A 20,324-nucleotide genomic window follows, 5' to 3' on the forward strand; every position below is an offset into this window, starting at 1 on the left:
TTTTAGCTATTTGCTATACAATCCTTTTATTCATAATATCGAACTGATAAGACATGCTTTAGCACCTAACTATCCAGCTTATCATATTGATATGACATATTTTCTAAAATGGACTATTGCAGTAAATTTCTTAGGTTTGTTGATGTATAAAGCAGTAGAAAGAGATTTAATACGTTCCAAATAAGTCATCAAGCATACTACCAGTTTTAACCTAGGATGATAAAATGATTGAAATTCGAAATATTTCTAAGTCATTTATGACCAAACAAGGTCGACATTATTTATTTAAAAATTTAAATCTAACCATTGGTGACAAGCAAAGTGTGGGTCTATTGGGACGTAATGGTGCTGGGAAATCAACCTTACTACGTATCATTTGCGGTCTTGATAAGCCTGATCAGGGAGAAATTTTTACTAATTCTACTATTTCTTGGCCAGTTGGGGTTTCAGGTGGTTTTCAGGGCAGTTTGACCGGGCGTCAAAACGTTCGTTTCGTCTGCCGTCTATATTCTAGTGGCTCTTATGTTAATGAAAAAATTCGTTTTGTCGAAGAGTTTGCAAATATTGGTAATTATTTTGATATGCCAGTTAAGAGCTATTCATCAGGAATGAGAGCCCGCTTAACGTTCGGTTTAAGCTTGGCCTTTGATTTTGATTACTATATGCTCGATGAAGCAGGTGCCGTTGGGGATGCGGCATTCCGTAAGCGTAGTGAAGAGATTTTAGCGGCCCGCCGCGCACAAGCAGGTTTTTTAATAGTGTCACATGATATTGGTGATATAAAGCGTAATTGTGATATTGGCATCGTGTTAATGGATCAAACAGCACACGTCTTTGACGATACAACAGAAGCGATTGAGGTTTATGAAAAGCATATCCACAAAGCAAAAAAAGTAAGATAATTAACCTTTCGCTGTTTATCGGCTTGGTCGGCCTTCCTTGGTTGCTCGTTATATACTATGTAATGACACTGGCACATCCACGCTTCGTTTCGACTGCAGATGTGGTGGTGAAGCAAGTCAGTGATTCGAGCGTGCCAGCAGCTGGAGGTCTATCCGCTCTATTAGGCGTCAATAGTACCAGTAAAGAAGATGCGACTTATTTGACAGAGTATATTTTGTCAAATGATATGGTTAAGCGGCTAAATAACAAGTTTAAGTTCCGTGAAGCTTACTATGTTGATGGTTCCGACCCTATTTATGAAATTGATCCTGATGCAACACAAGAGGAGCTGCTTGAGTACTTCGAAAAAAGGGTTCACATTAACCTTGATGAGCAGAGCTATGTGCTTTCAGTATCAACAGAAGGCTTTGACTCAAAGTATGCTTTTGAGCTGAACAAAGCTATCTTAGGAGAGTCTGAGCGTTTTGTAAACCGCATTTCACAAGAAGTGGCTCGTGATCAATTGGCGTTTGCAGAAACTCAGTTAGACGAATCAGAAGAGCGTTTAAATGATGCCAAAGAGCAGTTATTAAACTATCAGAATGAAAACGAAATCTATGACCCACAAGCCAATGCGCAAATCGTCAATCAGTTGATTGGCAGCTTGCAAGCGCAATTAAGCTCGTTGCGTACCGAAGAGCGTCAGTTACTCAGTTATCTAAATCCAGATGCGCCGCAAGTGGTTTCACTAAGAAGTCAGATAAAGGCTGTTGAAGAGCAAATCACTCAAGAACAAACCAAATTGACATCACCAAATACAACCAAGTTGAACCGTCAAGCGGTACAGTTTGAGACCATCAAGGCAGATGTGGATTTTGCTACCGAGTTGTATAAATTGTCGTTATCATCGCTTGAAAAATCAAGACTAGAAGCATTCAAGAAAATGAAAAACTTGATTGTGATCTCAACGCCCTACGAAGCTGAAGATGCAACTTACCCGCGCCAAGCGTATCTTATTTGGACATCGCTTGCATTGCTCTTAATGCTATACGGCTTTGTGCGTTTGGTAATGGCAGTTGTCCGTGATCACCGTAGCTAATCTTGAAAAACCAGATATCAGTAATGATCGATAGATCAGGAAAGGAATATAACTCATGAATATGAAACCACGTTCTATCGTGATAGCGACAAGCTTGGCAATGGCGGCGACTAGTATGTCTGCAACAGCTGCAAGCAGTTATGCAGATCAAATATCAGGTTCGGGCTTTGGCACAAGCAACAATAATATGAGCCAATCTCAGAACCAGAGCAATATTAACGTGTCTACCCAAGCATTTGCTGGGGCAGTGCCAGGGCAAGCAACGACTCAAGAAGCGGTCAATGCAGCAAGCTTACCAAGCCAGTCAGTTATCAATACAACGCGTCCTTATCAAGATATCAAAACTCAAGATATGATGTTCGGTGAGCAATTGTTCCGTGGAGCATTTTCGACGACTTCAGGCTCTACCTTCAATGATAGCTATGTGATTAACCCTGGTGATAACGTCCAAGTAAGAATGTGGGGCGCTTACCAGTATGCTGCTACCATGACCGTCGATCCACAAGGTAATATTTTCTTACCAAACGTTGGACCAGTCCGTGTCTCTGGTGTGCAAAATGGTAGCTTACAGAATGTGGTCAAAAGTGCCGTCAGTCGTATTTACCGATCGAATGTAGGCGTTTATGCTTCATTAGAGCAGGCGCAGCCAGTTAAAGTATTCGTCACAGGTTTTGTTAAGCAGCCAGGCTATTACGGTGGTCTAGCAGCAGACTCGGTATTGTCTTATTTAGATAGAGCAGGCGGCGTTGACCCAACACGCGGTAGTTATATCGATATCCAAATCAAGCGCAATGGTCAAATGCTACAGCAAGTCAATTTATATGACTTTTTGCTAGCAGGTAAATTACAGGCTTTTTCATTTCGAGATGGTGATGTCATCACCGTGGCACCGCAGAAAAAGACATTCGTGGTAAGCGGTCAAGTTCAAAACGAATATACTTTTGAATTTGATGTGAATGATCTGACTATTGGTGATGTGTTGCAAGTGTCTAATCCAGCAGCCAATGCTACTAATGTCAGTATCACTCGCAGTGCAGGACGTGCACAAACGGCAGAGTACTACTCATTAAGTGAAGCCCAAAATGTTCCTGTCTATAACGGCGATCAAATGGTAGTAACGTCAGATCGTTACGCAGGTACATCGCGGTGCAGGTAAAAGGTGCACATACTGGTAATGGCGCGATGGTTGTACCATATGGCGCGCGTCTAAAAGATATCGTGCCACAATTACAGCCAAGCCCACTGGCGAAATTAACGCATCTAACCATCTATCGTGAATCTGTTGCTGAGCAACAAAAACGCATGATTAACGAGTCGCTCGACCGTTAGAAGAGCTAACGCTTGCCACTCAGTCAACGACTCGTGAAGAAGCCGCATTGCGTCAAGATGATGCAGCATTGGTTAAACAGTTCGTCGCCAAGGCTCGTAATGTACAGACTGACGGTCAAATCGTCGTTGTGCCAAATTCATGGCAAGATATTATTCTGCAACAGGGCGACATCATTGAGATACCAGCACAAACATCAGTCATTACAGTCAACGGTCAGGTACGAGCACAAGGGGCACTTACCTTTAATCCTGACTATACCGTTGGCGATTATGTGGCTAATTCTGGTGGTTTCTCTGATAACGCTGATACAAAAGATATCTTAATTATTCATCAAAATGGGGCGAGCCAAGTGGTCAATACTGCGTATCGTATCCAGCAGGGTGATGAGATTATGGTATTACCGAAAGTTAAAACTAAGCGTGTGGAGATTGCTCGCGGTCTATCACAGATTGTTTATCAGTTAGCAATTGCTGCCAAGGTAGTTCTAGATCTATAACGGTTAGCCAGTTACACCTTAACGATGACTGTTGAATAGATTTAACCAAAATTAACGAGTAAAGGTATTAAAGATATGGCAAAAGAAGTAGCGAATGAAGTCAAGGTATCTACTATGTCTACCTCTGATCATGCGCTACTTTCGCCTTCATCACAGTACCAATCACCAAAGCAGTTGGCAGTAGTTGGTAAAGGTATGTGCCACAATAACTTGCTACTCTCGCAAGTGTTGCAAGCTGATATCCAGCGCTGGTATCCGTGGTCAGGCTTGCAACACAGCCTGATAAATCGCAAGAAAAAATCACAACCTGAGGCATTTATTGGATGGGGGCATAAGAAAAGCTTCCAAAGAGCTAATAAAGCCGCCACTCGTCAGAATGTGAATGCTTTCAGTATTGAAGATGGATTTTTGCGTTCATTAGATTCAGGTATTAATAGTCGCCACGGTTTGAGTGTGGTTATCGATGACGTTGGTATCTACTTTGATATGACGCATCACTCGCGCCTCGAGCAGTTGATTGTTGAGCGCACCAAGAGTACTAGCAATGATCGCGCAGCAGACGAGGCACGTGCTCATCATCTGATGACACGTATATGCGAAGAAAAACTGAGTAAATATAATTCTATAATCGATTGTCCGTCGTTGGACAAATTGATTAATGAAGAAAATATTAACGAAAAAGAAAGTGTTTCACCATCACATATCCTGTTGATTGACCAAGTAGCGGGTGATGCCTCTGTTAAAGGTGCTGGTGCGAATAAACGTCAATTTAAGAAGATGCTAAAATCTGCATGCCACAACCATCCTAACGCCCATATTTGGATAAAGGCTCATCCTGCGTCAAAATCAGGCTATTTATCCAACTTAAAACTGCCTAAAAACGTTAGTTTATTGACAGAGTCTCTCAATCCTATTGAACTGCTTAAACAAGTAAGTGAGGTCTATACCGTCAGCTCACATATGGGCTTTGAAGCATTAATGCTAGGTAAAAGAGTACATTGCTTTGGAGTCAGCTGGTATAGTGCTTGGGGGCTGACCGATGACACTAACGCACCTAAAAATTTACTTAAAGCAGTTCAAAAACGTCGTTTAGAGTCAGCTGAGATACTTCTCAATAATAGAGATTTGTCAAACTCAGCAGTGTTTCCTGCGACGTCACATAAGACGCTTGAAACGTCATTAGAAACATTATTTTATAGTGCTTATATTGATTACAGTCGTTATGTAGATCCGGCAACGAAACAGGCTTGTGATATCGATGCAGCCATCGAATGGCTAGTGACCAATCGGCGGTGGCAAGCGCGACTTGAAGGCGATTTGACTGTATATGAATTTAGTCGTTGGAAGTTGCCATTTGTCAAAGCCTTTACAGACCTACCGCGTACGACATTATTTATCAAACCAAAACCACGTCTAAAAAAACCTGTTACATCCAGATCATTTCCGTGTCAATTTCAGCCAACCTTTATTGGTATGGGGTTTAGCCAAACGTCAGCAAGTACAGAAAAAGCTACAGAGTAAACTTGCTGAACAAAGCTCGGATATGCCAGCTATTTATTGTATGGAAGATGGGTTTATCCGATCAAACGGTCTAGGTGCTACTTTATTGGCACCACTGTCTGTTGTAATAGATAAGCAAGGTATTTATTACGATGCGACCCAACCTTCAGATTTAGAAACATTGCTGCAAAATTGTCAGCCACTGAGTTCTGAACAGCGTCTTCGCGTAAAAAAACTGCAAGACAAACTGCTGAATCAGCGGGTAAGTAAATACAATGTTGGGGCTGGTATAGATGTTTCTAGCATCCAAAATAATTCGTGGATGCAGGATGCCAAAATATCTGGGAGACGACGCGTTCTTATTATCGGTCAGGTAGAGGACGATTTGTCAGTACAGTACTGCGGCTCTACAATAAAGACAAACAGTGGTCTGATCGAACGTGTACGACAAGATAACCCAGACGCTTATTTGATTTATAAGCCGCATCCTGATGTCGAAGCAGGACTGCGAGCGGGTAAAGTATCAGAAGCCCATCTACAACAAGTTCAAGCGGTTGCCTACGATACTGCGCTGCCTGATTGCTTAGAATGGGTGGATGAGGTTCATACGATCAGCTCACTGACTGGTTTTGAAGCGTTGCTGCGAGGGTTGGACGTTACCTGTTATGGATTGCCGTTTTATGCAGGTTGGGGGTTGACCACAGATATTGACGAGCAGTCGTTACCAAAAGCTACCTATCTAAAAAGACGTCAACGAGATATACCTTTGACTTTTGAGCAGCTAATATATGGCGGGCTTATATGTTATCCGTTGTATCGTCTGCCTGATGGCTATGGATTAGCACAAGTAGAACAGGTGATCGATTATTTATACCCTCTCAAAGACTCGCATCTGCTTGCGAATAGTGAAGAATCGCAATCTGAAATGGCTAGTACTTCAAATAGTTCAGCTAAGACTGTGAACTCGTCTTTACCTACAAAGTTTAAACGTCACGCGACCACACGTTTTATGCAGCAACGTCATCGATGGCAACAAAAATTGCGTAAAATGTCTCGTTGATTTACCAGAGTAGCACCGTATAATTGCATTGCGACAAATAGGTGCTTTTTCGGTATAATCATTTTTACGCTATGTGTTTTCGCACGGTTGCATGACCTTTCTCATTTTTATCTCTTATTTTCTCATTTAATGGTAGCCCAGTACTATGGCAGCTTCGATGTCTCACTTGCTTACTCATCGACATGTCTTGCTACTACAAGGGAAAATGGGTGGGTTTTTTAATCGCTTTTCGTCATTCTTGCAAATTCAAGACATTAAAGTAAGCAAAATCAATTTTAATGCAGGCGATGCCTTTTTTTACCATCACGACAATACCTACGAATATACCAATACATTAGCGCAATTTTCCTCTTGGTTGCAGGCGTTCATTAAAGAAAATGCCATTGATGCGATTGTATGCTTTGGCGATTGTCGACCGCATCATACTCAAGCAGCGTGTATCAGTGAGAAGCTAGGTATTTCATTTTTTGTCTTTGAAGAAGGGTACTTGCGTCCTGATTACATTACCTTACAAGAGCATGGGATTAATGGCTATTCACGTCTAAACACTGCTGAGATTAAAGCGCTTAAGAAAGCCAATGATCAGCCTTTATACACACATAATCGATTTTATCGCTTAAGTATCGCGGCCATCGTCTATTACATCATTGCTTGGCTTTATAAAAGTCGTTATCCACATTATTCGCATTATCGTGGTATGACCGCTTGGCAAGAGGCCATCGCTTGGTTAAAAGCACCGTGGCGGAAGCTACGAGGATATTTGCCAGATAAACAATTGCAAAATAGACTGATCAAGCAAGAAAGTAACAATTACTTTTTGATCAGTTTGCAAGTGCATAATGACTCACAGATTACCCATCATAGTGATTATCGTGATGTGGTACAGTTCATTGATAAGTCTATCGCAAGCTTTGCAAAATTTGCTAAGCAAAAACAGTTACTTGTGTTTAAGCATCATCCATTGGATCGTGGTCATAGAGACTATCGGGAGCTGGTAGCTAGCCTAGCTGAGCGCTATCAAGTGTCTCATCGTGTTTTCTATGGTTGTGATATGCACCTGCCAACTTTGATGAAATATAGTATTGGCATGGTGACTATTAACAGTACGACAGGCTTGCAGTCGGTTTATCATAAGAAACCTACTAAGGTTATGGGTCGTGCAATTTACGATATTCCTAAGCTAACAGATCAAAAGCCGCTTGATGATTTTTGGCAGCAGCCTAAGGGCCCAGATAATGAATTTTATTTGAGATTTCGTGAGTATCTGATAGAGCAAACTCAAATAAATGGTGCTTTTTATGGCAGATCGCATGGATGTATAAGTATTTGTGCCAAACTGGCAGTGAAACGACAGACGTAGATATGTCTAAAACCAATTTACCCTAGTCATTTATTCGCTTTTGTTTCTAAGAAGTCATAGTAATTATAATAGTATCTATATAAAGAAACGAAGTTCAACAAGTGTAACGATTGTTGCGTTATCCTTTTTTTAGCTTGTCATTTCATCTGTAAGTCACATCTCTTCTAACAAAATCGCCTTACTTTGCAGTGGAAAACTGCTAGAATACTCTTTTATGTCTACGCATAAGAGTTAATGTGCTTGACTATGGATTTAGACGGTAGTATTAGCCCGATCGGCTTGTTATAACGGTTAACCTTCAAAGAGTACAAGCACGTTATCAATTGCATCTGACAGTATTTATTTTTTTAGTTTTATTACTCTATCACCCTTAATTTAGTAGGCGCTTTGTGACTGCATTAGCCAATATTCGTAACTTTTCAATCATTGCCCACATTGATCATGCAAGTCGACGCTTGCCGATCGTTTTATTCAGATGTGCGGTGCCTTGCAAGATCGCGAGATGCAGGCGCAGGTACTCGACTCAATGGATATTGAGCGTGAGCGCGGTATCACTATCAAAGCACAGTCAGTAACACTGTTTTATGATCATCCAAATGGTGAGCGCTATCAGCTTAACTTTATTGATACCCCGGGTCACGTCGATTTTTCATATGAAGTTTCGCGTTCATTAGCGGCTTGCGAAGGCGCGCTGTTGGTTGTTGATGCCGCTCAAGGCGTAGAAGCGCAGTCAGTAGCCAATTGCTATACAGCCGTTGATCAAGGCTTAGAGGTCATGGCGGTGTTAAATAAGATTGATCTCCCGCAAGTTGAGCCTGAGCGCGTCATTCAAGAAATTGAAGATATTATCGGTATCGATGCCGTTGACGCACCGCGTGTATCAGCGAAATCTGGTCTGGGTGTCGACAAACTATTAGAAGCATTGGTCGAATTTATTCCAGCACCAACTGGTGATCGTGAAGCGCCACTCCAAGCACTAATTATTGACTCTTGGTTCGATAATTATTTGGGCGTGGTTTCATTGGTACGGGTGCGTGAAGGTACTATACGTAAAGGTGACAAGTTATATATCAAATCGACTCAAGAGGCACATCTGGTTGGCTCGATTGGTGTCTTTACGCCTAAGCCTGTAGATACGGGTGTTTTAGAAGCAGGGGAAGTCGGCTTTGTTATTGCGGGTATTAAGGATATTGCCGGAGCACCAGTAGGCGACACTATCACTCATGCTAAGACCCTGATGTGGATCGTATCCCAGGCTTTAAACAAGTCACGCCACAAGTCTATTCTGGTATGTTCCCAGTGGATTCGAGTGATTTTGAAAAATTCCGTGAAGCTTTGCAAAAACTGCAAATCAACGATGCTTCGCTGTTTTTTGAGCCAGATACGTCGGATGCGCTTGGCTTTGGTTTCCGCTGTGGCTTCTTGGGTATGCTGCACATGGAGATTATCCAAGAGCGTCTAGAGCGTGAATATGATTTAGATTTGATTACTACAGCGCCCTCAGTTATTTACGAAATTGAGAAAAAGAACGGTGATGTAATCTATGTAGATAATCCATCACATCTACCTGAGCCAAACAACATAGAAGAATTCCGTGAGCCAATTGCCCGCTGTCAAATTTTGGTACCGCAAGAATTCTTAGGCAATGTAATGACGCTATGTATTGAGCGTCGTGGCGTTCAGGTTGATATGCGTTTTATGGGTCGACAAGTACAGCTGATATTTGATATCCCAATGGGCGAAGTGGTCATGGATTTCTTTGATCGCCTAAAGTCAGTCTCACGTGGTTTTGCATCGCTAGACTATAACTTTGAACGTTATCAAGCCGATAAGTTGGTGAGAGTTGATGTACTAATCAATGGCGATAAAGTTGATGCCTTAGCGATGATCGTGCACGAAACCCAATCACGTTATCGTGGTAATGCACTGGTTACGAAGATGAAAGAGTTAATTCCGCGCCAAATGTTTGATGTTGCCATTCAAGCCGCTATCGGTAGCCAAATCATTGGTCGTAGTACGGTAAAAGCCATGCGTAAAGACGTATTAGCAAAATGCTATGGTGGCGATGTATCACGTAAGAAAAAGCTACTGTCTAAGCAGAAAGCAGGTAAAAAAAACGTATGAAGCAAGTAGGTAATGTGGAAATCCCACAAGAAGCCTTCTTAGCTGTGTTGCAAGTTGATAGCTAATCATTGAGCTTAATTTAAGATAACCATTGTAGATAACAGTCAAATGTAGTGAGTCTTATCGTAAAGGTATTAGATAAGCCGCTCGTTAATAGGCAATTTGGTATGGATTTTGATTTTAATTTAATTTTAGTGCCGTTAACTATAGTCCTAGGAATTGTTTGGCTGTTAGATAAGCTAGCGCTCAAACAGCGCAAAACTCGTGGTCGAGGTCAAGAAGGCTTACTAGTGCGCTGGGCTTATGACTTTTTCCCTGTGTTAGCAGTGGTATTGATAGTACGCTCATTTTTAATTGAGCCATTTAATATCCCATCATCGTCTATGGTGCCGACGCTATATACGGGTGACTTCATTGCTGTTAATAAGTATGCATATGGCGTGCGCCTGCCGTTAACCTATAATAAGGTGCTAGATACTGGTGAACCTGAACATGGTGATGTGGCAGTGTTTCGCTATCCTGAGAACCCGAGCATTTATTATATTAAACGCGTTATCGGTTTGCCTGGGGATAGCGTGAGTTATAGTCAAGGCACGTTGTCTATCAATGACGTACCTATTGAGACTAAGTCTGTAGATTTTGCGGCAAATGCTGAATTGACTTCACAGCTATACTTACCAGGGCAAATTGGTCCAGGTCAAGTGCTGACCGAAGAGAGTGCTTCTGCAATGGGCCAGCAAGAAGAAGATGCGGCACAATATTTTGAAGAAGTACAAGGTGACAACAAGCACCTCGTGCGCTATTTAGATGGCATGAACAGTTCACAATACGCGCCATTTTTGCAGCAACAATCACCAGAGGTGGTTGAATCAGAAGGTACTGAGTGGCGTATTGATGTGCCAGAAGATCAGTATTTTGTGATGGGTGATAACCGGGATCGCAGCGCAGACGGTAGATTTTGGGGCTTCGTTCCGGATGAAAACCTAGCAGGTAAGGCAGTTTATATTTGGATGCATAAACCACCTGGTCTTAACCTACCGACCTTTGAACGTAATGGTACTATCAATTAAGATTATGAGATTGTCTAGAGGTTGATTGGTTGACGATGGTTTTATGCTAATATCGTTGATAAATAATCAATAGCTATTTATTATTTATACACTTATTCGAAATAGTCGTTTATCTTTAGAAGGATATCATAATGCAGCAATTATCTGGTTTGGCTATGCAGCGCGGCGCCAGTGTGACAAACATTGTTCTCATTATTATGCTTTTAGGTATTGCGACTAAGTTGACAGTAGCTATCGTACCGGCTCAGATTGGTGACTATCAACTGACCAAGGTATTAAGTGCACAGCTAAAAGAAGCCAATAATAATAAAGAGACAGCCAAACAGTTTGTTGAACGTGTCAACAAACAGTTATCAATTAACGCAGATTACGATACTAAAGCCGAAGACGTATTTACTTTTACCGATAAAAAAACAGGTCAATTGGCTATTTATAAAGAATATGCAGTAACTAATAACTTTTTTAGCAATGTTGACATTGTGAACCGTTTCGAAGGGGCCATTGAAATGGCAACAGCAGAGTAAGCCATCATAGTACGACATAGCGCTTTCATTATTTCATAAAATATATCAAATAATATTATTAAACTAAATCTGTCAAGCAGAAGGGATAACCACAAACCACGCATGAAACCAACTTCGCAACATTCCCAAGCGGTTCCTACTTCCCAAAAAAATAGTACATCTGTTGACACGCTTGTTGTTAGCTCGGAATTTATTCAGCGGTTAGCCGTATTAACGCGTAAGTTAGGCTACGAGTTCAATGACTTGAGTCTACCTAAACTTGCGTTAACGCATCGCTCATTTGATAGCAAAAAAAACTATGAGCGCCTAGAGTTTTTAGGTGATGCACTTTTAGGGATGATTGTGGGTGAAGCTTTATATCATCGTTATCCTAGTCAAAATGAAGGGCGCTTAACGCGTATGCGCGCGACATTGGTGCGCCAAGAGTCGTTGGTAATTATCGCTCAAAACTTAGAGCTGTCTAACCATCTTATATTAGGAGTAGGTGAGCGCAAAGGTGGCGGTCGCAATCGTGCTTCCATACTGGCGGATGCTGTAGAGTCTCTGATTGGTGCTATCTATTTAGACAGTCAGGATATGGATATTACTCGTAAATGTGTTCTCTCTTGGTATGGTGATCTGATTGATAATGTCAATGACCAAAAAGCATTGAAGGACGCCAAGAGTCGGCTGCAAGAATGGCTACAATCTAAACAGTTTGACTTGCCTAATTACGAGCTCATGGAAACGCGTGGTAATGCACCGCATCAAATTTTCGTTGTACGTTGTCATGTCAATATCAATAACTGCCCTGATATTACTGAATCTGGTGAGAGCCGCCGTATCGCTGAACAAAAAGCAGCAGAGCTTATGATTAACCAATTACATAAATTGCCAGGATCTGCCAAAAAAACGTGTATAGCCGATGTCTATTTAATGCATTTTTAGATGCAGAGTATTAGCTTAGATTGGTTGTAACTTGGCAAACATACATTAAAACTACCTCACATATTATTTATTTTAAAACTTTAAATGTTTCTAGCTCGTTTTTAATGGTGACTAAATAAATTTAGCATCAACGACTGTTCGGCTAGACACAAACCCTATAGGATTAACTTATGAGCAATCATACTGATTTGCCATCAAACAATGAAGACAGCACCCAAAGTTTGGGTGAAAACACAGATATCGATTTAAGCCAAAACAATATCGAAGTTACCGAAGAGACTGATAGTATTGATGCAGAAGATATTGCATTAGACAATGATATGGCTATTGAAGAATTTTTTGCGCCAAGTGGCAATACTCGGATGCTGATGATTTTAGAGCAGGTTATGTGGCCATTGTTGGACGACCAAATGTGGGCAAGTCAACTTTGATGAATCACTTATTAGGTCAAAAGCTGTCTATTACTTCACGCAAACCACAAACCACCCGTCATCGTATTCATGGCATTTTGTCAAACCATGAAATGCAAGCGGTGTTTGTTGATACACCAGGTATTCACCGTAACGAAGTACGTGCTATTAACGAACGTATGAATAAAGCGGCGGTATCGGCGTTAGTAGATGTAGATTTAGTACTGTTTGTTGTTGATTCAGATCAATGGCGTGACGATGATTTATTGACCTTGCAAAAGCTCGGTGAGACCAATCTAACAGTCGTATTGGTTATCAATAAGTCAGATACTCTAAAAGATAAAGGCAGCGTGCTACCACTTATCGAAACCTTCAACGATAGTTCGATTTTGCTGATATCGTTCCTGTATCTGCACTAAAAAAATCAAAACTTAGATCGTTTGCAAGAAGTGATTGCCTCACATTTACCAGTCGCTGCGCCTATTTATGATACAGAGCAAATCACAGATCGCTCTGAGCGATTTTTGGCCAGTGAAATCATTCGCGAAAAAAATCATGCGTAGTGCGGGCGATGAAGTGCCATATGATTTAACCGTACAGATTGATGAGTTTAAAGACGAACCTGCACATACTGATCCAAAAACAGGGCGTCCACGCAAAGCTTGTACTTTCATCGATGCGACCATCTATGTTGAACGTGGTGGTCAAAAAGCCATCGTTATCGGTGATAAAGGCCAGCGTATCAAACAAGTTGGTATGGATGCTCGTAAAGATATGGAGCAGTTGTTCGGTAAAAAAATCATGTTAACTTTGTGGGTCAAAGTGAAACGTGGTTGGTCTGATGATGAGCGTGCGTTGACCAGTTTGGGCTATTGATAGCGGTTAAGAACGAACGCTTTAAAAGCACTGTCTGCCTTTTAACTATTTAGGTAATAACAAATGCGTAATGAAGCGCTCGTCGGGTATTTATTGCATCAGCGTCCTTATCAGGAAAAGCGCGCTTTGTATTATCTTTTTTCTCAACAACACGGTGTGATACATGGTGTTGGGAAAAAGGCGCGCCATTATTTATGCCGTTACAGCTTTTTGCTACTGGCAAACGCGACCTAAAAACCTTTAGTCAAATTAATATTGCTTCGCAAGATAATACTCAAGCTGACAGTATTCAAAAAGACTGTGTTCAAAAAGATAGTACATTTGCTGTCTTAGAAGCCGTACCTTACGCTAATATCAGCGGTCAACATCAGTATGCTGCACTATATATAAACGAGATTCTGTGGCGGCTGTTACCTACTGAAGACCCAATGCCAGTATTGTGGCAGCATTATCAAATCAGTCTACAACAACTCAAACAACCTCTAAGTAATAGCGAGCTTCGTCTCTGTCTACGTCAGTTTGAGCAGTATCTATTTACTGAATTAGGATTCACTTTAACGTTAACGCATGACAATGTTGAAAACCCCATCGAGTCTGATTGTACTTACCGCTTTTTACCGGATGTGGGTTTGCTCCCTGTATTGGTACATAATGAAGAATCTGAGCATTTAGCCAGTGAGTCTGGACAGACCGTCTTTAAGGGTGCAGATATCATAGAAATGGCACGCTTAGGTATTACTGAGCAAACGCTGAGCCATTGGTCCAAACTACATCGACATCTTATTGATCATTTGCTTGATTATCAGCCGCTACAAAGCCGTCTGTTATGGCAGCAGCAGCAGCGTTATCAACAACTGCATTCTCAAATATCATCGTAGTATCAACTATATAAGTTAGGCTTAATTGTCCAAAGGATTTTTATGAGTATCTCTGTATCTACCTCATCTGAAAACAATACAAAAAAACCTTTGTTAGGCGTGAATATTGATCATGTGGCAACATTGCGTCAAGCGCGCGGTGTGAGTTATCCGAGTCCTTTAGCTGCTGCATTACTGTGCGAAAAGGCAGGGGCAGATGGTATCACTATACATCTGCGTGAAGATCGTCGTCATATACAAGATGCTGATGTTTATGAAATGGCAGGGCAGTTGTCGACGAGAATGAATCTAGAGATGGCCGCAACTGATGAGATGCTTGCAATTGCTTGCGAAGTTAAACCTTTTTGGGTATGTCTAGTACCTGAAAAGCGTGCAGAGTTAACGACAGAAGGTGGTCTTGATGTTGCAGGTCAAGTCACGTCTTTGAAAGAGTATGTTCATAAGCTACAAGATTCTAATATTAAGGTTTCTTTGTTTATTGATCCTGATGACAAGCAGATTGCAGCCGCGATCGAGTGTGGTGCAGACGCGATAGAATTGCATACTGGTGCTTATGCCGAAGCAGGCTTAGCAAATGATACTGCAGCACAGTTGGCTGAACTTAAAAGAATCGAACAAGCAGTAGCTACAGCACAGAGCCTAGATAATAAATTGCTTATTAACGCGGGTCATGGTCTAACGTGTGACAATGTTAATGCCATTGCAAAGATTGATGGTATCTATGAGTTAAATATTGGTCACGCACTTATTGCAGATGCGGTCTTCGTAGGACTAGAAAGCGCTGTGACAATGATGAAAGAGGCCATGCATAAATAGGTTTGCATATACGGCATCTATTACCCATTACATTTCGTAGGGTGGTCTACGTTAAGTTTATGTTTGACGATACCGGATTGGTTAAAAGAGATTTGGTACATTGATTTATTATAAGAAGAGGTAGGGCAATATTTTATATGACCGAAGTGTCCTCGAGGTCTGCCGCTATCGCCCCAAAATTTAGTGTAGTGACGCCTACCGCCAACTCGTAACTTCACTGTACTATATCTTAGGTTTAAGGATTGCTGAGTTAATAAGGTATCTACTTGAGAATCAAAATGCTTGTTGTTATTTTTATCTACGAATAGCAGAAGCGTTTTATCACTGTTCCTATGGCACTGCTGTGCATCATTCGATAAACAAACCAAGACATCCTGCCGACTTATATAACTTTCGGCCTTTGCTAAGGATAAGGTGTTCTCTAATTGATGCTTGACCCTTTGGGCTTCCATTCGTGCTAAGTGCGTTAAGATACTTGGCGCTGCAATAGCTGCGATAATTCCCAATACCATTGTCGTCACAGTTAGCTCAACGAGAGTAAAGCCGTTTGATTGCTTAGCATTTAAAATATTATCGTTTTGAAGGAGTGGTTTCCTATAAATGACAAACTTCAATAGTTTATTGAATAACCTAGATGCAATAGCTAATAAATTATCAATTCCATACCTGCCGTTTTTACAAATAGGTAAACAAAGGGTAAAAATGGCTATTCTCTTATAATGGGCCAGTATCTTACTAAGCAAGATCATAATGCGCTACATCCTATAGCTGTTTATCTTTGAAGTAAAAAACAACGTCTCACACATCCTTGTGTTGACTATCTTTTAAGCTAACCAATTGTCCAAATTCTTTAAAATTTCTCTTATTCCACTGTATATAAAGCACATATAACACCTAATCACTTGATTTTCAGAAGAATATTGGTTTTTTTACAATATATATGTAATATATAGCGACTGTCAAAAAATGTTTCAATTAGTGAAAGAACGACATTAGCAATAGAGAAAAAATTCCAATTGTAATAAAATACTTCAAGAAAATAGCTATCAATGGACTATTCATCTATCGCAAACTGAGGTGTAAAAGATAAGAAGCGTAAGGTGTGTTAGTTCTGGGTAACTTAGACGGTTTATTGTGTTTTAGTTACAACATTATCGTGTAATAATGTGTAGCTCGTTAACGAAAAAAAGTTGTAAACTGAATTAATAATCGCTAAGCTACTCCTTAATTGGTTTTGCTTTGTAACTTAAAATGCGTAAGAGATGTCTATCTTAGTACGTCTTGAGAATCGGTTTTGCTTAATGCATCACTAAAATTATCCTTTGGAGGAAGTCCATGAAATTGAATAAAATAGCTCTAGCCCTTGTTGCTGTAGCGGCTGCACCGATGGCAGCTAATGCTGGTGTTACTATTAGCCCGTTGCTTCTTGGTTATCACATGACTGAAGAATTCAGTGATACCTCTGACAAACAGCGTGAAGTTTTACGTACTGGTAAAGACTTATATGTAGATGCCAATGGTAATTCTATTGACGGCCGTGCTGGAAACGTAACTAATGGTGGCGTAGCTAAAGAAAGCAGCCTATACACTGGTGCAGCTTTAGGTATTGAACTTACTCCTTCTACTCAGTTCCAAGTAGAGTATGGTGTATCTGACGCAAACGGTGAAGCTTCTGAAGATTCAGCTGATGCAGGCGTTAACCGCTTTGATATCGAACAAGAAATGATTTCTGGTAACTTCTTGATCGGTACTGAAGAATTCACTGGTTACACTGATAGCGCACTTAAGCCATACGTACTAGTAGGTGCTGGTCAGTCTAAAATCAAAGTAGAAAACCAAGAACAGTATACTAATTCTAACGGTGAAGTAGTTGCTGCTGGTACTGAAGTATCAAACTCTAAAGACACTATCGGTAACCTAGGTTAGGTGCTATGTATCGCATCAATGACGCGCTAAGCCTACGTGGTGAAGCTCGTGCGATTCATAACTTTGACAACAACTGGTGGGAAGGCATGGCTTTGGCCGGTCTAGAAGTAGTACTAGGTGGCCATCTAGCACCTACAGTAGCAGTACCACCTATGCAAGAGCCAGTAGTTGACAATACTCCAGTAGTTGTTGTTGAAGCTGATCTTGATTCTGACGGTGATGGCGTACCTGATAGCATCGATGCATGCCCAGGCACTCCAATGAACGTTGTGGTTGATGAGCGCGGTTGCCCAGTACCAGTAGACATTACTGACGAACTGAAAATGGAACTACGTGTATTCTTTGATAACGACAAGTCAGCTATCAAAAACCAGTACAAGCCAGAAATCGCTAAAGTAGCAGAGAAGATGCGTGAGTATCCTAACTCTACCGCTCGTGTAGAAGGTCATGCTTCTAAGACTGGTCCTTCAGCACGTTATAACCAACGTCTATCTGAAGCTCGTGCCGTTGCTGTTAAATCTATGCTAACTAATGAATTCGGTATTGCTCCAAACCGTCTATCAACTGTAGGCTATGGCTATGATAACCCAATCGCTTCAAACGACACTGAAGAAGGTCGTGCTATGAACCGTCGTGTTTATGCCATCATCACTGGTGACAAAACAATGACTGTTGAACAAACTAAAGATATGGTTGTTCAGTAAGTATTAGCAAAATAACCGTATAGTTAAATATACAGTTACAAAAAAAGCCACCCAATGGGTGGCTTTTTTATTTATGTATTGAGAAAAGTGAGTTATTACATAAATTTATGAATCAATAATGTTATACTAGCCACCCAAACATTCTGTAAATTAACAGTATGTACAATAGCATAGCAATCTGTATGATGAATTCGTCAGTATAGATATTTGATTGTATTGAACTTTTTTTATTTGATAGCATTCTTTTTTTGCGTCATCTTAGATTCAATATCTATCTGATTGATGATGAAAGTTTATTCAGCAGCGCTTACTGCTACTGCATTTTTTTAAGACGAAACGAGCATTTTATATGGCGAACGATATCAAACACCTGCGTAACATTGCAATTATTGCCCACGTTGACCACGGTAAGACAACTTTGGTTGATAAGTTATTACATCAGTCTGGTACTTTTGGCGACCGTGCAAACATTGCTGAGCGTGCAATGGACTCAGGTGATATTGAGCAAGAACGTGGTATTACCATTTTGGCTAAAAACACAGCTATCCGCTGGACAGATAAAACTTCAGAAACTGAATACCGTATCAACATTGTTGACACCCCAGGTCACGCCGATTTCGGTGGTGAAGTTGAGCGTGTAATGTCTATGGTTGATTGCGTACTTTTGGTTGTTGACGCTGTTGATGGCCCAATGCCTCAGACTCGTTTTGTGACGCAAAAAGCATTCGAACAAGGTCTAAAGCCGATCGTTGTTATTAACAAAATCGATCGTCCTGGCTCACGTCCTGATTGGGTAATGGATCAAATCTTTGATTTGTTTGACAACCTAGGTGCAAACGATGAGCAGCTTGATTTCCCAGTTGTTTATGCTTCAGCATTGAACGGTATTGCAGGTCTAGAAGCAGATGATTTAGCTGATGATATGACGCCATTGTTCAAACTATCGTTGACGTTGTTCAGCCTCCACAGGTTGATGCTGACGCTCCGTTCCGTATGCAAATCTCAAGCCTTGACTACAACAGCTTTGTTGGTGTAATCGGTATTGGCCGTATTCAGCGTGGTAAAGTTAAACTTAACACGCCAGTGACTGTCATTGATAAGCATGGTAAGACGCGTAACGGCCGTATCCTAAAAATCATGGGTTACCATGGTCTTGATCGTATTGACGTTGAAGATGCACAAGCAGGTGATATCGTTTGTATCACGGGTATCGATGCACTAAACATCTCTGATACTATTTGTGATCCTAACAACGTTGAAGCACTACCAGCACTAACGGTAGATCAACCTACAGTATCTATGAACTTCCAAGTAAATAATTCACCATTTGCTGGTCGTGAAGGTAAGTTTGTGACTTCACGTAACATTCGTGAGCGTCTTGAGCGTGAATTGATTCACAACGTAGCATTGCGTGTAGAAGACACTGAGTCTCCTGACAAATTTAAAGTATCAGGCCGTGGTGAGCTTCATTTATCAGTACTTATCGAAAACATGCGCCGTGAAGGTTTTGAGCTAGGTGTTTCTGGTCCAGAAGTTATCGTTAAAGAAGTTGATGGTAAGCTACAAGAGCCGTATGAAAACGTTGTCTTCGATATCGAAGAAGAGCATCAAGGTTCTATCATGGAGCAAGTTGGTTTACGCAAAGGCGAGATGACTAACATGGAGCTGGACGGTAAAGGCCGTATGCGTATTGAGGCAACCATACCAGCGCGTGGCTTGATCGGTTTCCGTTCTGAGTTCCTAACCCTGACTTCAGGTAGTGGTATCATGACCTCGAGCTTCTCACATTACGGTCCACAGAAGATCGGTGATGTTGGTGGTCGTTCTAACGGCGTATTGGTTTCTATGGCAAATGGTACTTGCTAGGTTTTGCTCTGTTTAACCTACAGAAACGTGGTAAGTTATTTGCTGAACCACAGCTTGAAGTTTATGAAGGTATGATTGTTGGGCTTAACTCTCGTAACGATGATATGACTGTTAACCCAACGACTGCTAAACAGCTAACCAACGTACGTGCTAGTGGTACTGACGAAGCATTGACGTTGACGCCAGCAGTGAAGTTCACTCTTGAGCAAGCGCTTGAATTTATTCAAGACGATGAGCTAGTCGAAGTAACGCCAAAAGCGGTACGTATTCGTAAACGCTACTTAACTGAAAGTGAGCGTAAGCGTCACGGCCGTGGTAAGAAAGGTGCTTAATATCAATAAGTGAGTTACTCAGTAATTCATAGTATTGATGTTTGACGCGAACACTTAGTGTCAGTAGTTTCTACAGGCACTGAGTGATTCAAAAATGAGCAGTATAAGGTGAGCTATTAGTGGTTCACTTTATACTGCTTTTTT

General features: G+C 41.1%; 13 protein-coding genes and 6 pseudogenes. 18 read left to right on the forward strand and 1 reads right to left on the reverse strand.

Going from position 1 to position 20,324, the window contains the following annotated elements; genetic code table 11:
* The 16 genes and pseudogenes from TT11_RS10615 to TT11_RS10695 all read left to right on the forward strand — a co-directional run.
* A pseudogene (locus TT11_RS10615) lies at positions 1 to 184 on the forward strand (ABC transporter permease); the annotation flags it as partial.
* Positions 185 to 224: 40 nt separating this feature from the next.
* Entirely contained in the window at positions 225 to 902 is a 678-nt protein-coding gene (locus tag TT11_RS10620; RefSeq protein WP_261870436.1) for an ABC transporter ATP-binding protein, read from the forward strand.
* A 41-nt stretch (positions 903 to 943) separates the two neighbouring features.
* Positions 944 to 1,981, forward strand: coding sequence for a capsule biosynthesis protein (locus TT11_RS10625; protein ID WP_261870437.1), 1,038 nt, complete (start codon positions 944 to 946; stop codon positions 1,979 to 1,981).
* Positions 1,982 to 2,036: 55 nt separating this feature from the next.
* A complete protein-coding gene (locus tag TT11_RS10630; RefSeq protein WP_261870438.1) occupies positions 2,037 to 3,137 on the forward strand; it encodes a polysaccharide biosynthesis/export family protein in 1,101 nt (366 codons plus the stop codon).
* Complete coding sequence (locus TT11_RS10635) at positions 3,128 to 3,310, forward strand: hypothetical protein (protein WP_261870439.1); 183 nt, start codon at positions 3,128 to 3,130, stop codon at positions 3,308 to 3,310. The genes TT11_RS10630 and TT11_RS10635 overlap by 10 nt, the downstream gene beginning before the upstream one ends.
* Before the next feature lie 47 nt (positions 3,311 to 3,357).
* Positions 3,358 to 3,807: an SLBB domain-containing protein gene (locus TT11_RS10640; RefSeq protein WP_261870440.1), complete on the forward strand. Its 450-nt coding sequence runs from the start codon at positions 3,358 to 3,360 to the stop codon at positions 3,805 to 3,807.
* Between the two features lie 75 nt (positions 3,808 to 3,882).
* Entirely contained in the window at positions 3,883 to 5,328 is a 1,446-nt protein-coding gene (locus TT11_RS10645) for a hypothetical protein (RefSeq protein ID WP_261870441.1), read from the forward strand.
* Positions 5,276 to 6,367 carry a hypothetical protein gene (locus TT11_RS10650; protein WP_261870442.1) on the forward strand — a complete coding sequence of 364 codons (1,092 nt, stop codon included), beginning with the start codon at positions 5,276 to 5,278 and terminating at the stop codon, positions 6,365 to 6,367. Before TT11_RS10645 ends, TT11_RS10650 begins: the two co-directional genes overlap by 53 nt.
* A 145-nt stretch (positions 6,368 to 6,512) precedes the next feature.
* Positions 6,513 to 7,727 (forward strand): capsule biosynthesis protein, encoded by a 1,215-nt coding sequence (locus TT11_RS10655; RefSeq protein ID WP_261870443.1) that lies wholly within the window; start codon positions 6,513 to 6,515, stop codon positions 7,725 to 7,727.
* A gap of 389 nt (positions 7,728 to 8,116) precedes the next feature.
* Positions 8,117 to 9,916: pseudogene (gene lepA, locus TT11_RS10660) on the forward strand (translation elongation factor 4).
* A 102-nt stretch (positions 9,917 to 10,018) separates the two neighbouring features.
* Positions 10,019 to 10,921, forward strand: a complete 903-nt coding sequence (gene lepB / locus TT11_RS10665) for a signal peptidase I (protein ID WP_261870444.1) — start codon at positions 10,019 to 10,021, stop codon at positions 10,919 to 10,921.
* 131 nt (positions 10,922 to 11,052) lie between these two features.
* Entirely contained in the window at positions 11,053 to 11,445 is a 393-nt protein-coding gene (locus TT11_RS10670) for a DUF4845 domain-containing protein (protein WP_220455960.1), read from the forward strand.
* A 102-nt stretch (positions 11,446 to 11,547) separates the two neighbouring features.
* Positions 11,548 to 12,372 carry a ribonuclease III gene (gene rnc / locus TT11_RS10675; RefSeq protein ID WP_261870445.1) on the forward strand — a complete coding sequence of 275 codons (825 nt, stop codon included), beginning with the start codon at positions 11,548 to 11,550 and terminating at the stop codon, positions 12,370 to 12,372.
* Positions 12,373 to 12,692: 320 nt separating this feature from the next.
* A pseudogene (era, locus tag TT11_RS10680) lies at positions 12,693 to 13,658 on the forward strand (GTPase Era).
* A gap of 63 nt (positions 13,659 to 13,721) precedes the next feature.
* Positions 13,722 to 14,536, forward strand: a pseudogene (locus TT11_RS10690) (DNA repair protein RecO).
* 42 nt (positions 14,537 to 14,578) lie between these two features.
* Positions 14,579 to 15,352, forward strand: coding sequence for a pyridoxine 5'-phosphate synthase (locus TT11_RS10695; RefSeq protein ID WP_261870448.1), 774 nt, complete (start codon positions 14,579 to 14,581; stop codon positions 15,350 to 15,352).
* 20 nt (positions 15,353 to 15,372) lie between these two features.
* Here the strand turns inward: TT11_RS10695 and TT11_RS10700 are convergent, their stop codons facing one another.
* The gene (locus TT11_RS10700; RefSeq protein WP_261870449.1) at positions 15,373 to 16,101 is read right to left on the reverse strand and encodes a GspH/FimT family pseudopilin; all 729 of its coding nucleotides are present in this window, start codon (positions 16,099 to 16,101) and stop codon (positions 15,373 to 15,375) included.
* A gap of 586 nt (positions 16,102 to 16,687) precedes the next feature.
* On the opposite strand from TT11_RS10700, the pseudogene TT11_RS10705 reads away from it, so the two are divergent.
* Positions 16,688 to 17,982: pseudogene (locus TT11_RS10705) on the forward strand (OmpA family protein).
* A 349-nt stretch (positions 17,983 to 18,331) separates the two neighbouring features.
* Positions 18,332 to 20,180 (forward strand): annotated as a pseudogene (gene typA, locus TT11_RS10710) (translational GTPase TypA).
* Positions 20,181 to 20,324 lie beyond the last annotated feature (144 nt).

Origin of the sequence: Psychrobacter sp. JCM 18901 (assembly GCF_000586435.1) — a bacterium.
Classification (GTDB): Bacteria; Pseudomonadota; Gammaproteobacteria; order Pseudomonadales; family Moraxellaceae; genus Psychrobacter.